15 protein-coding genes, 1 tRNA gene and 1 riboswitch are annotated in these 13,610 nt (G+C 56.0%); of the genes, 7 read left to right on the top strand and 9 right to left on the bottom strand.

The features are described from left to right. Together HMPREF2554_RS12040 and HMPREF2554_RS09455 are read left to right on the top strand one after the other, a co-directional pair. A partial coding sequence (locus tag HMPREF2554_RS12040) for a VOC family protein (RefSeq protein ID WP_210396050.1) occupies positions 1-146 on the top strand: 146 nt, incomplete at its 5' end. A 161-nt stretch (positions 147-307) separates the two neighbouring features. Continuing rightward, a complete protein-coding gene (locus HMPREF2554_RS09455; protein ID WP_246826059.1) occupies positions 308-1,009 on the top strand; it encodes a TANK-binding kinase 1-binding protein (TBK1-binding protein 1) in 702 nt (233 codons plus the stop codon). Positions 1,010-1,112: 103 nt separating this feature from the next. Here the strand turns inward: HMPREF2554_RS09455 and HMPREF2554_RS09450 are convergent, their stop codons facing one another. From HMPREF2554_RS09450 to HMPREF2554_RS09440, 3 genes are all read right to left on the bottom strand, one after another. After that, positions 1,113-1,973, bottom strand: coding sequence for a DUF6318 family protein (locus tag HMPREF2554_RS09450; RefSeq protein WP_070554977.1), 861 nt, complete (start codon positions 1,971-1,973; stop codon positions 1,113-1,115). Positions 1,974-2,195: 222 nt separating this feature from the next. Continuing rightward, positions 2,196-3,029: a DUF6318 family protein gene (locus tag HMPREF2554_RS09445; RefSeq protein WP_048754129.1), complete on the bottom strand. Its 834-nt coding sequence runs from the start codon at positions 3,027-3,029 to the stop codon at positions 2,196-2,198. Positions 3,030-3,234: 205 nt separating this feature from the next. Next, positions 3,235-3,307, bottom strand: a tRNA-Arg gene (locus HMPREF2554_RS09440). 64 nt (positions 3,308-3,371) lie between these two features. Here HMPREF2554_RS09440 and HMPREF2554_RS09435 point away from each other — a divergent pair. Next, entirely contained in the window at positions 3,372-4,334 is a 963-nt protein-coding gene (locus HMPREF2554_RS09435; RefSeq protein WP_070554974.1) for a DUF4031 domain-containing protein, read from the top strand. Between the two features lie 18 nt (positions 4,335-4,352). Here HMPREF2554_RS09435 and HMPREF2554_RS09430 read toward each other — a convergent pair whose 3' ends face one another. The 5 genes from HMPREF2554_RS09430 to HMPREF2554_RS09410 all read right to left on the bottom strand — a co-directional run bounded on the left by HMPREF2554_RS09430 (position 4,353) and on the right by HMPREF2554_RS09410 (position 8,796). Beyond that, a complete protein-coding gene (locus tag HMPREF2554_RS09430; protein WP_070554972.1) occupies positions 4,353-4,601 on the bottom strand; it encodes a hypothetical protein in 249 nt (82 codons plus the stop codon). A gap of 137 nt (positions 4,602-4,738) precedes the next feature. Next, complete coding sequence (locus HMPREF2554_RS09425) at positions 4,739-5,533, bottom strand: L-threonylcarbamoyladenylate synthase (RefSeq protein ID WP_070554969.1); 795 nt, start codon at positions 5,531-5,533, stop codon at positions 4,739-4,741. Between the two features lie 285 nt (positions 5,534-5,818). Beyond that, entirely contained in the window at positions 5,819-6,472 is a 654-nt protein-coding gene (locus tag HMPREF2554_RS09420; RefSeq protein WP_004005562.1) for a C40 family peptidase, read from the bottom strand. A 2-nt stretch (positions 6,473-6,474) separates the two neighbouring features. Then, a riboswitch (cyclic di-AMP (ydaO/yuaA leader) is annotated at positions 6,475-6,657 on the bottom strand. A 665-nt stretch (positions 6,658-7,322) separates the two neighbouring features. Then, on the bottom strand, positions 7,323-8,027 hold the full coding sequence (locus tag HMPREF2554_RS09415) for an iron-dependent transcriptional repressor DtxR (protein WP_004005563.1): 705 nt from the start codon (positions 8,025-8,027) through the stop codon (positions 7,323-7,325). Positions 8,028-8,256: 229 nt separating this feature from the next. Continuing rightward, complete coding sequence (locus HMPREF2554_RS09410) at positions 8,257-8,796, bottom strand: DUF3027 domain-containing protein (protein WP_246826058.1); 540 nt, start codon at positions 8,794-8,796, stop codon at positions 8,257-8,259. A gap of 175 nt (positions 8,797-8,971) precedes the next feature. Between HMPREF2554_RS09410 and HMPREF2554_RS09405 the strand changes: the two genes are divergently transcribed. The 4 genes from HMPREF2554_RS09405 to HMPREF2554_RS09390 all read left to right on the top strand — a co-directional run bounded on the left by HMPREF2554_RS09405 (position 8,972) and on the right by HMPREF2554_RS09390 (position 12,064). Then, positions 8,972-9,238 carry a hypothetical protein gene (locus HMPREF2554_RS09405; protein ID WP_004005565.1) on the top strand — a complete coding sequence of 89 codons (267 nt, stop codon included), beginning with the start codon at positions 8,972-8,974 and terminating at the stop codon, positions 9,236-9,238. Positions 9,239-9,298: 60 nt separating this feature from the next. Beyond that, a complete protein-coding gene (locus HMPREF2554_RS09400; RefSeq protein ID WP_070554964.1) occupies positions 9,299-10,003 on the top strand; it encodes a response regulator transcription factor in 705 nt (234 codons plus the stop codon). 6 nt (positions 10,004-10,009) lie between these two features. Further along, entirely contained in the window at positions 10,010-11,500 is a 1,491-nt protein-coding gene (locus HMPREF2554_RS09395; RefSeq protein ID WP_070554962.1) for a sensor histidine kinase, read from the top strand. Positions 11,501-11,773: 273 nt separating this feature from the next. Then, complete coding sequence (locus HMPREF2554_RS09390) at positions 11,774-12,064, top strand: WXG100 family type VII secretion target (RefSeq protein ID WP_004005567.1); 291 nt, start codon at positions 11,774-11,776, stop codon at positions 12,062-12,064. Between the two features lie 169 nt (positions 12,065-12,233). Here HMPREF2554_RS09390 and HMPREF2554_RS09385 read toward each other — a convergent pair whose 3' ends face one another. Further along, a complete protein-coding gene (locus tag HMPREF2554_RS09385) occupies positions 12,234-13,556 on the bottom strand; it encodes a ribonuclease H family protein (RefSeq protein ID WP_070554960.1) in 1,323 nt (440 codons plus the stop codon). Positions 13,557-13,610: the final 54 nt, after the last annotated feature.

Here is a 13,610-nt window from a genome sequence, read left to right as displayed (position 1 = left end):
CCGAGGCCGAGCGCTGCGGCTGGTGCGTCGACCGCTGGGGTGTCTCGTGGCAGGTCGTCCCCCACAACATCGCCGAACTCATGGCCGACGCCGCCACACGCGATAATATCCTGCACATGGGCAAGATCGACCTGGCCAAGCTATAACCCGCTGCACCACAGCCTTCCTAATATAGGGGTATCAGCAAAACGAGCGATACCGCGCGGCAGAAGACCAAGAAGCCTGCCCCGTATATATACTCCACAGCATTCTTTTGGTAAAGGCCCCACGCTGACACAACCAGTCGCTCTGCGCAATAATGGAAGGTATGGGTCTATCACAAGGTCAGAAGAAACGCCTGTACGGCGAGCAGGCGCAGCAGGGGCAGAACCGACCGCAGCCTGGGCGAAAACCCCAAGAGCATAAAATTCATGAGCTCAAACAGGTCATGGATGACCGTGCCGTGCGCGCGAACGCACCCGCCGAACAGCAGCGTTCGAAGACCTTTCTGTACGTGGCGGTCACGATTTCTCTGCTGCTGGGCGCCTATGTGGCGTTCTGGGTGCTGCCAAGCTACGGCAGGCTGGCGAACGCCCAAGTCCCCGACCTCTCCCCCGTCACCTCAGCCGAAGCCCTGTCCGCCTTCGCTTCCGGACTGGGCGACAATCTGGGTGCGTATACGTATGCGCATCGTTCGGTGGGCATAGTTTTTGCGCTCTTTTTTGGGCTTTCGCTGGCGTTTCTGGCGTACACGTCACGCCTGCCGAAGGTACTGCAGGCACTGTTCACGGCGGCTCCGGTGGGCTACCTGCTCGCGCACATTGCCACGATTTTTATGCTAGATGCGGCGCTCGCCGACCCCGCGCATCAGCCCGGCGCTCTGAACGTGCTGTTACCTGTGGATTGGGCGCTGCTGCTTCTGTCTCTGGCGGGTATCGCATACCAGCTGGTGCGCAGCATTAAGGATGCGGCCTCCACCTTTATCACGGGCGGGCCAAACGTCGAGGCAGACGGTAAACCCGAAGAATAACTCCCCTTCGTCCTCTCATAAAAAAGGAACCCTAATTCACGATTAGGGTTCCTTTTTCATGGGAGGACTCATGCAGAGCCCCGCACGAAAGACAGGCTCGGGCCTAAATCCCTGCTGATGCGCTAGGGGAGCTCGACGGAGTTACGGGATCGTCATCGTCTTCAAACTGTGAAGCTATACCTGCAACAACCCAAGATCCGTTACGGTATTCCGCCAGCAGGTGACCTTTAAATTCCCGTTTGGCGTCGCCTCCGCCGTCTGATACGTCCTCTACCTTCCCGTCGTTAACTTCAAATTTGCCGTAATTCATCGTAAAGGTACGTTTCCACGAGTAGACTTCTCCATCCCACACGGGCTTGTCTTCGTCCAAAGTGTAGATTATTTTGGCGTTGTCCACCCAGCGTTTGCCATCCCGTGCTCTCTGCAGCAGATCCTTCATCTCGCTGTCTAAGAAGTGGTTTTTCTCAGATGTGCTCATCGGACCGTTTTCAATAAGCGAGTAATCACCTGTATTAATGGCGTACTCGACCGTTGCCGCCGTATAGGCGATAGTGTCACGCATCCCCTTGAGGGATTTCTCGGTGACACTCCCCGGTTTCTTGGGTTTGGGGGTGTTTCTCTGAGCGTGTTCCTTGGTGGCGGGCTCAAAAGTACCCGACTTCTCGTATTCGAGCACGGATTCAAAGTTAATATCGCCCTTGTAGCTGCCGCTCATATCGATACTCGGGCTCGGGCTTGACGACGCTGAACGTGATGCCGACGAACTGGAGCTTGAAGAACTCGACGAGGAGCTGGAACTCGACGAGCTGGAACTCGACGAGCTGGAAGAAGACGATGAACTAGAGGATGCGGGCGACGTCGCCTCAATCCCATTCACTTTAGGGGCACATGCAGATAAAAATACGGCACCGGCGCTAGAGCCCAGAACCAGTAAAGCGGTTCGGCGATCGAACAGAGAAGACATGAGTAGAGTTCTCCTTATCGGAAGTGTAGGACAAATCGGTATATGTTTAAGTTTAGGCTTGCACTGCCCCTTTGCGCGGCACAGCGCACAAGTTCCCGTCATCATCAGCAATACTCGTCGTACAGGAGTATAGAGCAGTACAGCACGCACATTAGTAGTCCGAAAGGATAAACAGAGTCCTTCGGAGATAAATACCTTTACAGAGGCAAGGGCACTTACGTTTTAGCTCTTAGACTTCGGTTGATTGGCAACCGCGCTGGTTATCCAAGCTCCGTTAATATACTGCGCCGTCAGATTACCTATAAATTTATCGCGATATATCATGTCGTGGTCTTCGTCTGAAGGGTACTCAACCTTGCCGTCAACAACCTCGAACTTACCGTACTCAACGATAAATTCACGATCCCATATGTATTCGCCATCGCCTTCAAGCCGGGGACTCTCTTCGGTGAGCGTATACTCGATCGTAATATTATCCGGCCAGAATGTGCCTTCGCGGGTTTTATCGAGTCTTTCCTTCTCTTCCCTCAAGAAGTAATTGCGTTCTGGTTCCGACATAGAGCTTTGCTCCAGCAGGGAGTAATCCCCCGTGTTATAGGCGTATTGCGTTGCGGCAACCGCAAACGCGATGCTCAGGTGGAGGCCTTTGAGCGACTTCTCATCCGCACCGGCAGGTTTCTTGGGTTTAGGAACATTTTTTGCCGGATGCTCCTTCGTAGCGGGCTCATATGTACCGGATTTCTCGTATTCCAGAACGGACTCAAAATTAATTTTTCCGCCATAGCTGCCGCTCATATCAATATCGGTTGCACCAGACTGCGATGGTGAGGACTCTGGGCTTGATGCTTCAGAAGCTGACGAGGAACTGGCCGAGGCTGAACTCGACGATGAAGAGCTTGAACTTGAAGAGGCACTCGGCGATACATCAGACGACGATGCGCTCCCCGACCCGGAGCTTTCAGCGGTGGAATTACCACCGCACGCGCTCAGTAGTGCCGCACCGGCTCCGGTTCCGAACACGAACAATGCATTTCTGCGGGTAAAAATAGAAGACATCATTGCCTCTCATAGATATGTATGGGTGTTTATCGGTCACTTTCAGAATAAGCGTATAGGGCTGCCTACTTCAGGATTTGCGGCAAAATGTTATGGAATCTTTATGTTCTACGCCCTCAACACGGGCAACGGCGCCCTGCAGATAAAATAAAACCCGCTTGATGCTCCTCCGCGAGGAAGCTGCATCAAGCAGGTTCGCTACCCGTGCCCCCGAGACGATTCGAACGTCCGACACCTTCTTTAGGAGAGAAGTGCTCTATCCCCTGAGCTACGGGGGCAACTCGTTCCATTATACGGGCATCACACAGGTTTTAGCATCTTACACGCCCCTAGAATAGACGAGTGAGTATTTTTATTGACCCGCCCGTCTGGCCCGCACACGGCACGGTCTTTTCGCACCTAATTTCTGACACTTCTTTGGCGGAACTTCACGATTTTGCGGCGAAAACCGGCATAAGTCCGCGTGCCTTCGATGCCGACCACTACGACGTTCCCGCGTATCGGTACGAGGGGCTGGTTCGTGCAGGTGCGCGCGAGGTGAGCGGGTCGCAGCTGACGCGCATCCTGATAGACAGCGGGCTGCGGGTGCCATTGCGGGAACGCCCTAACAAAATACGCCCGCGTCTCATGCGCGCCTGGGACTCGTTGCTGCCCGGACACACAGCACTGGGCGAAAATCTGCTGGCGCGTTACGAGCAGCCGCATCGGAAATACCACACGAGCGTGCATCTTTCGGAAATGCTCACCGCGCTCAAGACCCTTTACGAACAACACCACACCGCAACCCCGCGGGCGGTACTTCTGGCGGCATGGTTTCATGATGCCGTCTACGAGGCAAATCCCGGCGAAGACGAGGCGGCTAGTGCCGATCTCGCACGCACCGCCCTCACTCCCCTGGCAAGCACCGGGTCTCTCACGAACCGCGAGGTTACCGCTATTGCGCACCTGATAGAGCTCACGGCTTCTCACCAATTAGCCGATGGTATTGAGGAATATACCTCTGGCGCGCTTACCCGTGCCGATGCAGCATTCTTCCTTGATGCTGACCTTGCGATTCTCGCCGCCGATAGCCCGCGTTATACCCGCTATGTCGCTGGGGTTCGCGCCGAGTACGCCCATTACACTCCGGATGCCTTCACCCGCGGCCGAGCGGCGATTCTGCAAGGTTTTCTGAACCGCACGACAATCTACGCTTCAGACACCGCGCATCTTCTCTGGGATGCGCCCGCGCGTCTGAACCTCCGTACCGAGCTGGAGGGCTACCGCGCAGCGTTGAGCGAACAACCAACCAAGGAAGCACATTAAATTGTGCCCACCGATGAGCTATTCCTGCTCACTGCGGGGATTTTTTCGTGCCCTCGTTTTCTTGCGGTAGATCATGCGGGCACTTACCATGCCGATAATAATGCCTATGCCGCCGACGACAGAAACCCACATGGCCGGGTTACCGAGCGGCAGCGCGACGAGCAGACCGATCACAATGCCCGGAATCGCACCCGCAACCATGCCGACGGCAAGGTACGTAAATTCCTGGTCGGAGCTGTTCTTAGGGCTTTCAAACTGTGTTGGCATTCTTCTATGGTACCCGCATATCCTGCCCCGCAAGAACGCATTTTCGCCTCACGCCTAGAGACATATACGGGGCGTGCGCCTGATCGACCATCAGACGCACGCCCCGTATAACCTACCGAAAATAGCCTGAGGCGGGCTTAGTAGTACATGCCGTGGCGATAATCCCAGCTGGGGAATGAGTCGCTCAGATGGCGCATAATCTCTTCATATTCCAGACCCTTACGAATCAGGGTGGGGGCGGGGGTCACGCCGCGTTCACCGTGCTGTTCGGGCACCAGGTTGCCCTCGGCATCGACCATTGAGACCATCACGCCCTGTTCGTGGCGTGTTTCGTCGGTCTTATCGGGTTGAATGGATTTCACGTATTCATCGCCGCGCACAATCACGTCTACGCCGTTCTCGATGCGGTCGCCAATGCCCGTCACGCGCCCCTTATTACCGATGCCCGAGGGGTTTGCTGAGCTCGCGAAGGTCAGTTTCCCTTCATTCTCCCAGAGGGCACGAACAATCTGTTCTGCGGGGGTACCAAAACGCACCACGAAGCAGCTGGTTGCGCGCGCATCGCGGGCAAGTTCCTTCGTCGTTTCATCCGGCAGGTACTTTTCAGCGTCTTCGCGCCAGGGCAGAATGCATCCTAAAAGAATGTCGTCATCCCAGTGTTTCCGGTAGAATTCGCGGATTTCTGGGGTCATCTGGGCGAGTTTATCGAGCTGTTCTAAGGATGCGCACAGCACGACACCGGGCTTTTCGCGCTTGCGGAGCTTGGCATCAAATTTACGTTCGAGACCTTCGCCATCAGTAGCCATGAGGATATAGCCAACCTTTGTGGGGGCGACGATCAGGCCGCCGGTGCCTGAGAGGGTTGCTACAGCTGTCGGAGATGCCTCGCCCGTCCAGTCTTCGCGGATGGGAGTTGATGATGTATTTTCCATAGTTCAAGTATTGTACTCGCCCAGAAGACAAGGCAAGCCTATCTTTATATAGTCACATCATGAGATATTCACATGACCACGATGCGGTCTCTCCCGCGTTTTTCTGCCATAGAGCCGCGGTGTGAGGGCTTAAGCGCCTAGAATCTGCGCAAGCCTTATGAGTGTGACACCAAGTCTGACACCGAAGTTCGAAAGGCATATATACCTTCCAGAGCATGCAAAGACGGCACCTATCCGATTGGACGGGTGCCGTCTTTGTCTAAGTTTTCTCTATCTCAGATGAGATTAGAAAGCGGTGTAGTAACCATCGACAGGCATGTAACCATTGCCATCAACGGGGGTCAGCTGGGTACCCTGCGAGGGGTTCAGAGCGGAGACCATCTGGCCGTTACCCACGTAGATACCAACGTGGTTGTAACCGTTGGTGAACACGATGTCGCCAGGCTGGGGGTTCGCGGTTGCGCGAAGCTCAGTGGACATGGTGTAGGTGTAAGGAGTCAGCTTGATGCCCTGCTGAGCAAAGATGTAGGAGACGAAGCCGGAGCAGTCCCATGCACCGTAGGAGCGACCGCCCCAAACGTAACCGGTACCCTGAGCAGCCTTAGCTGCAGACACGATAGCGTCGCGGGTTGCGTTGTTGGTAGCGGGTGCAGGAGTCTTATCTGCTGCAGGAGCAGGTGCCTGTGCAGAAGTAGTCTCAACCTGTGCGGTCTGTTGTGCAGGTGCAACGTACTCGGTCTGCTGCTCAGCCTGAGGTGCAACGTAGGAAGTTGCGGGGGTCTGGTAGCTGCTGTAATCGTACTCGTAGCTGCTGTAGTCGTAGCTCAAGTCGGTTGCTGCAGGAACCTCAGCAAATGCGTTTGCGGGAATGTTGGAACCGATAACAGCAGCACCGGCAACAGCAACGATACCTGCGTTACGAACAATCTTCTTAGCCATTAGTAATATTCCTCCATTGCCTGACGAGGTAAGCTGTCGGGCGCGAGCATGGATTCACTCGGTCACTTGCGTGACTTAGCCCCTAGGCTTCTCCCCTAAGGAGAAACCGAAAAGTGGTTCCCCCGCTTCTGCCGTATTGGGTAGACGTTCCTTGAAGTGCTGGCAGAACTCGGCGAATTCACTCCAAGGGTGTCCTCTTACGATTAGGATTTGGACACAAAATGAGAATACACAGAAAACTCTCAGTTGTCACCTCGTGTCGCCACCTTTTTTCACTCTAATAGTGTCAAATAGTCCATAACAGAGAGTTATCAATACTTTACGAAAAGAACACTTGTTCTTCTAAAATAAGCCCCTGACTAGTAGTTTTATACAGCATTCCGCGAATTTGAGGGGTTTTATCGACACAAATATCCAGCATTCCCAGGTTTCTTTAAGGTTGATCCATATCTCTTAAAATTTTTTTCTGCGCGAACGTTAATTTTCTCCTGATAGTCGCGCTGTAAAGTTTTGCCATTTTACAGCAACTTCCGCGCTATATCTGGAATGTATCCCCAAAACCTGGTTTTGAACATCGCATCTGCAGAAGGTACGTCCGTCATGGATGCACTATGACACGCCAAATTCTCGACGATACAGATATATCGTCCCGAAGAGTACAATTCGGCAGCCACCCCTATATATTAAGGAGTAACCGCGGCTCACACCCGCCCATTCCCGAGAATTCAGGATATAACAGAACCGTGGAGCTCACCCTACGGTAAGCCCCACGGTCAATTATGAGATCTATACAAGAAGGCGCACTATCGGCCTCCTTCTAAAACCGTCCGGCTGGCGAACGATACATTCTTTAGAGTGCAGATGCGCGCTTGACCACAATAGCGTTCGCAACATCCAAATCCAGCGAGATAGAGGCATCTTCGCCATCAGCACGCACAATCACATCGTTATTGTCGCCGCCGACCACAGACACCGAAGCGCCAAAGGTAATACCGGCGTCGGCAAGCACCTTGAGCAGGTCAATATCCGTCTGGATAGATTCGGGGAAGCGTGAAATCGTGAAGCGATCCTCTGGTCCGGAATCACGGGCAGCAAGCGCCATAGGAACAGTACGTTCGTCGTTCTTTTCGCTGTCGACGCCGAGTTCTTCAAGACCGGGAATAGCGTTGCCGTAAGGAGAGAACTTAGGCTGATTGAGCATATCCAGAATGCGCCTCTCCACGTGATCGCTCATCACGTGCTCCCAGCGGCAAGCCTCATCATGTACATACTCGATATCCAGACCGATCACATCAGAGAGCAGACGCTCGGCGAGGCGGTGCTTACGCATAACCTCAACAGCCTTCTTGCGACCTTCATCGGTCAGTTCGAGGTGACGGTCGGGCTCAACAGTGAGCAGTCCGTGCTTTTCCATACGCGCCACGGTCTGTGAGACGGTCGGACCGGAATGGTCTAAGCGTTCCGCAATACGCGCACGCATGGGGGTAATGCCCTCTTCCTCAAGTTCGAGGATGGTGCGCAGGTACATTTCAGTGGTATCAATCAGATCGGTCATACCGTCTTATTCCCCTTATATACAACCTGCAGCCAAGCAAACGTAGCCTAGCCTTATATCGAACCTATATCTGAGTAACTATTATGTACCTTTTTAAGTAGTTTTGCCACGGATTACCCCGGCGCGTCGCTTGAAGCGAACTTTTCGCCTTAGAATCCATCTCGAAAATCGTTCCGAGTACATCCGCGAAAAGCAAAACTATCAAGGCGGCTCTCAGCAAAAGCTCACGCTAAACCTCTTCGGCATCCTCAGCGTCCTGCTGTTCCTCAGTGGATGCGCCCTCATCCTCAGCGCCGTTGTTATCACGTTCGCTGGCCTGCAGGCGATCCGCCCACGGCACCCACTCGGGGGCGAGAAGCGCATCATCACCGGGAATCAGACCGACTTCGCAGATAGTCGCGACCTTAGATCGAGGCGCCCGCGACAGAGTCGCAAACCAAAACCACCCGCGGTACCCCGGCAGCAGGCACTCAAAAAGATGCGTAGTCAAGCGCTCTTCTTCGCCGCGCAAATGATGCACCAGACCGATAGAGTTATGCGGTGCAACAGCCTCAACCCCGGTGAGTGCAATATCTTTTGCCTCCGCAAGAATATCGTCAACCTTCGTGGTGCGACGGCGCCTATGCGCAGGCCCCAGGGTGGGTTCCCCGGTAGGAAGTTCATCTTCCTTAACGACGAAAGGGTCATGCACAGCTGCCGTTGTCTCGGCATCATGTTCAAGCGTGGGCACGGTAGATTCGTCGGGCTGTTGGTTCACCTGTTCAGACATACTACCTATTAAAGCATCTCCCGGCGCGATGACGGCGAGGAGTTCGTGTGATGTTTTCGCCCGCATGCACCCATGTCAGACCCTAACCTGCGCAAACGCTGTGAATACTGCCCGCCACAGCGCAATATTGCGTTTTTCGGCGGGAGCAGGCCCATAAACCTGATACGGTTATGCCATGAGTAGCAAAAGCGTATCTTCCTCTGAGCCCGTAGAGGCCGCCGCTGCCCTTCCCTACACCCGAGCGATTCGCTGGCTAGGTACAGGCGGCGGTATTCTAGCCGTAGTATGCGTAATATGCGGCGTCGTCATGCTCCTCATGAAATGGGCGGGGGCGCATCCGCCAGCGCTCATGAGTCAGATTCCGCTGATTCTGCTTCCGGTCGCTTTTCTTGCGCTCATGGTCAGTATTGTGCTGGCGGTTCTGCGCAGGCGGGCAAGCTAAGACGCGCATACCGGTACATAAGATTTTCCGATAATTTTCCTGGTGAAAGAAGAGTACACAATGTCTACAGAAGCTAAACTGCTCGTCGTTGATGACGAGTTCAATATTCTAGAGCTTTTGGCTACATCCCTGCGGTTTGCGGGGTTTGAGGTTGTCACCGCCGGTAACGGTCGCGAGGCGATTGAGAAGGCTGAAAACGAGCAGCCGGATCTTATCGTCCTCGACGTGATGATGCCCGGCATGGACGGCTTTGAGGTGACTCGCCGTCTGCGCGATGCGGGGCGCACGTACCCGGTGCTGTTCCTCACCGCGAAGGACGCCACCGAAGATAAGGTTGCCGGCCTGGGCGCGGGCGGTGACGACTACGTCACCAAGCCGTTCTCGCTCGATGAGGTGATTGCCCGCATCCGCGCTATACTGCGCCGGTCACGCAACGCCCAGGAAGAAGACGACGCGATTTTGCGTGTGGACGACCTGAGCCTGAACATTGATACCCATGAGGTGTTCCTGGGAGAAGAGGAAATCGACCTCTCCCCCACCGAGTTCAACTTGCTGCACTACCTGATGCTCAACGCAAACCGCGTACTTTCGAAGGCACAGATTCTCGACCACGTATGGGAGTACGACTTCAACGGCGATTCCTCCATTGTGGAGTCGTACATTTCGTACCTGCGCCGCAAGATTGACAACAACCGCGAAGGACACGAACCGCTCATTCACACCAAACGCGGTGTGGGCTACATGATTCGCGGTTCTCGGAGCTAGTATCTCGTGCCACTGAAACCTGTTGATCGTCTTCCTCACTCGCTGTCGCTGCGAACTCAGCTGGTGCTGGTGACCTCGGTACTCATTGCGCTTGCCATCGCGGTCACCTCGCTCGTGGCGATTTCGGCATTGCGCGCCCAAATGGTGCATCAGCTCGACGAAGAGATGAAGGCGAGCTCTTCCTCGCTCGTTTCCTCCGTCGGAACCTCGCAGACCCGGCAGGACGGGGCGGTCGGCTCGTACCGGGTCTATGTACTCGATCAGGACGGAAACGTGCTGTACTCGATTGCGGGAGCCGATCAACAGGCGGAAAACGAGCCGGTTCTGACCGGCTGGGACTCCGAAAAGGTCAAGAAATACCACGAAACCGGCACGACCGTAAACTCGCGGACAGGCTCTAACGACTGGCGTATTATGCCGATTTCTTTGGAGTCTTCAACCAACGGTCAGGCATCTTCAATGGTGATTGCCCTGCCGCTGAAGCAGACGAACCAGGTGGTCGCGTTGGTTGGGGTGCTGACCTTCGCGTTCGGGCTTGCCACACTTGCCGCTGCAATCGCGATGACCTGGGTTATTGTGACCCGCACCTTCGAGCCGCTGGCGCGTGTGGAGCAGACCGCCGCGAAGATTGCCGCTGGGGATCTCTCGCAGCGCATCGAGGATTACAACCCCAGCAACGAGATCGGCAACCTGGCGATCTCGCTGAATACTATGCTCGCGCAGATTGAGAGTTCATTTAATGCACAGGCGAAGTCAGAGGCGAAGATGCGCCGGTTCGTGGGAGACGCCTCGCACGAGCTACGCACCCCGCTGGTGAGTATTCGCGGGTACTCCGAACTATACCGCCAGGGTGCCCTGCCCAATGACGAGGCCGTGGCAACCGCGATGGGGCGCATCGAGTCCGAGTCGAAGCGCATGGGCCAGCTGGTCGAGGATCTGCTCACGCTGGCGCGCATCGACGAACGCCGCGAATCTAAACTCGCCCCCTTCGATCTGTTCCACCTGGCGGTTGATGCCAGCAACGACGCCTACGCAACGTCGCCGGATCGTGAAGTCTCGCTTGTGGGCCTTACCGACGATGTGGCCCCCACAAGTGCACCCGTGATCGGCGACGAATCGCGGATGCGCCAAGTGGTCGCCAACCTGCTCACCAACGCGATGCGCTACACCCCGGCAGGTACCCCCTTAGAAATCGCGGTTGGCGTGCGCGAAGATGTTCCCGGATACCCGCTCTCGGTTATTGAGGTGCGCGATCACGGCCCGGGTATTCACGGTGAAGATCGCGAGCGCGTGTTCGAGCGTTTCTACCGCACCGATACCTCGCGTTCGCGTGAGACCGGCGGCACCGGCCTGGGGCTGTCGATTGTGGCGGCGATTTTGGAGCAGCACGACGGTTCTGTGCATATTGAGGAAACGTCCGGAGGCGGTGCGACCTTTGTTATTAGCCTGCCGTTCTATCCGGCGCCGGTAATGACCGATAACGGCGTTTCGCAGTAGCCGCTGGGCGGGGAGATAGTTCGTCATAGTTCGGCTGGCGCAGCTGAGAAACCGCATCCCATGCCGGTTTTAGGACGCTCTCGGACTGTGGATAACCGGTTTTTATGTCCCGCGCGGGCAGTTATCCACAGGTGGTAGGAACTGGGGGCGCATCGCGATGGGCGTTTCTCTAAGGTAGATGGTGAGCGCTGTACGGCACGGAATTCTACGGCAGATTTTCACGCGGCTGGCAGCTTTCGAAAAAACCTTTACACCCTACCCAGGAGGAATATCATGGCACAGTTCGTCGTCGATTCAGAGACTATTGCAGCGAAGGCAGCCCAGGCTAAAACCCAGGTCGCTAACATTAGCGCCGAGGTTACCGGGATGACCGCATCCCTACAGGATTTGCAGGGTTCGTGGACGGGCTCGGCATCGACGAACTTTCAGGCGGTGCTTGATAATTGGCGCGGCACCCAGAAGCGTGTGGAAGAGTCGATTACCCAGATTAACGAGGCTCTTGACCGTGCGGGTGTGAACTATGCGGAGACTGAAAACGCGAACGCTGCGATGTTTGTGGGCTAGGTTCCAGAGTCGCACTATATGCACTGAACTTTAACGAGATAGCATGCGGGGCTGCCGTGAAGGATTGATAGCGGACTTCACGGCAGCCCCGGTTTTTCTTAGGCGCAGATGCTCTGGTAACACCGTCTCTCGTGCGGACTGCGCCGATTTATGCAGGCAATTCGCGGGTTTATGATGCGGTAGTCTCTTGCCTAAACCGCAGCCGCCAGCTCTTCGGGGCTGCCGCCGTGTCGTAATGCCACAGGCTCGAACGATTGACCCGCCCGCGTGCCGTCTGCACCGCCGCCATGATGAGCACATTATGATCATCGACAACCTGCACGCCCTGTTTGGCGGGGTTGCCCTGCTGGGTGAAGGCACGCGCACGGTATGCGATGGTGTCGGCACGGCTAACGGAACGACCGGTCGCGGTCACCCACACCAGACGCTCGTGCAGCAGCGCAGAAATCTCGGCTTCGCTCATGCTCCCGCCGCGCATCTCAAGCTCACGTTCGGCGTGCACGGCGTCTTCGGGGTTCGGAGCGGAAAATTCCGGTTGTGCAGGTACCGATGCGGCGGTTCCCGTGGGGGCGGATGCAGGCTCTTCGGGCACGGCATTTTCCGTGACGCTTCCCTGAGAGTTGCTCTCCTGCTCGGCTTCCTCGAACCCTTCGCCTTCAAATTCTTCGTTCTCTTCGGCTTCTGATTCGGCGAGTTCCTGCTCGGCGAGCACTCGCTGCTGCACCTGCGCCTCGCGCTCTGCGGCACGTGCGGAGGCTTCAGCAAGTTTCGTTTTCCGCTCCTGCACCGCCTGCGGATCGGGTGCGGCAACGGCGGATGCGGGTTTGAGAATCCCGTTGAGTTTCAGGGAGTCGAACCCCTGGCGTGCGCGTTCCACCTCGGTTTCGGTGAAGTCTTCGAGGCTCAGGTGCGCATCCGCAGCAAGAGTATCGGGGTCTTGGGCGTGAGCATGGTTCGCGGTTTCAGGAGTTTGGGCGGCTTGAGCGCTCGGGGTGCTCTGTTCACCCGTTGTACGGGGCGAGCCGGGAAATCCCGGGCCGGTTTCGGGTTCTCGCCCCTCTTTGAAGGCCTGTGCGGCTGCGTTCGCGCGGGAGTCTGCGGCCTCGTTCAGCTCGTGCCCAGCATGCCCTTTAACCCAGACCATCTCGTAGTCCCTGCCGGTGCTTGCGGCATCGAGCGCTTCGAGCAGGTCACGGTTTTGCACGGGTTTACCGTCGGCCTTTTTCCAGCCGCGTTTCTTCCACCCGGGCATCCACTGGGTGAGGGAGTTAATCACGTACTGGCTGTCGCAGTAGATCAGAAGTTTGCTCTCGGCGCGGTGTGCGGTCGCCTCAAACAGGTCGAGAACTGCCTTGATCTCGCCCATATTGTTGGTACCGTGCTCCCAGCCCCCTGCTGCCCAGTGGTTCTCGTCAATGTACCATGCCCATCCGGCAGGCCCGGGATTACCAAGCGCGGAGCCGTCAGCCGCCGCAATAATCTGATTCTGCATGCTCTCGACTTTACCTTACACGCTCGTAAAGCGCAGAGTGTGGCGTCAGTTCAT

The organism is Rothia sp. HMSC071F11 (assembly GCF_001809115.1).
GTDB lineage: Bacteria > Actinomycetota > Actinomycetes > Actinomycetales > Micrococcaceae > Rothia > Rothia dentocariosa.
The sequence above is the reverse complement of the archived record's forward strand: the minus strand, read 5'-3'. Positions and strand labels throughout refer to the sequence as shown.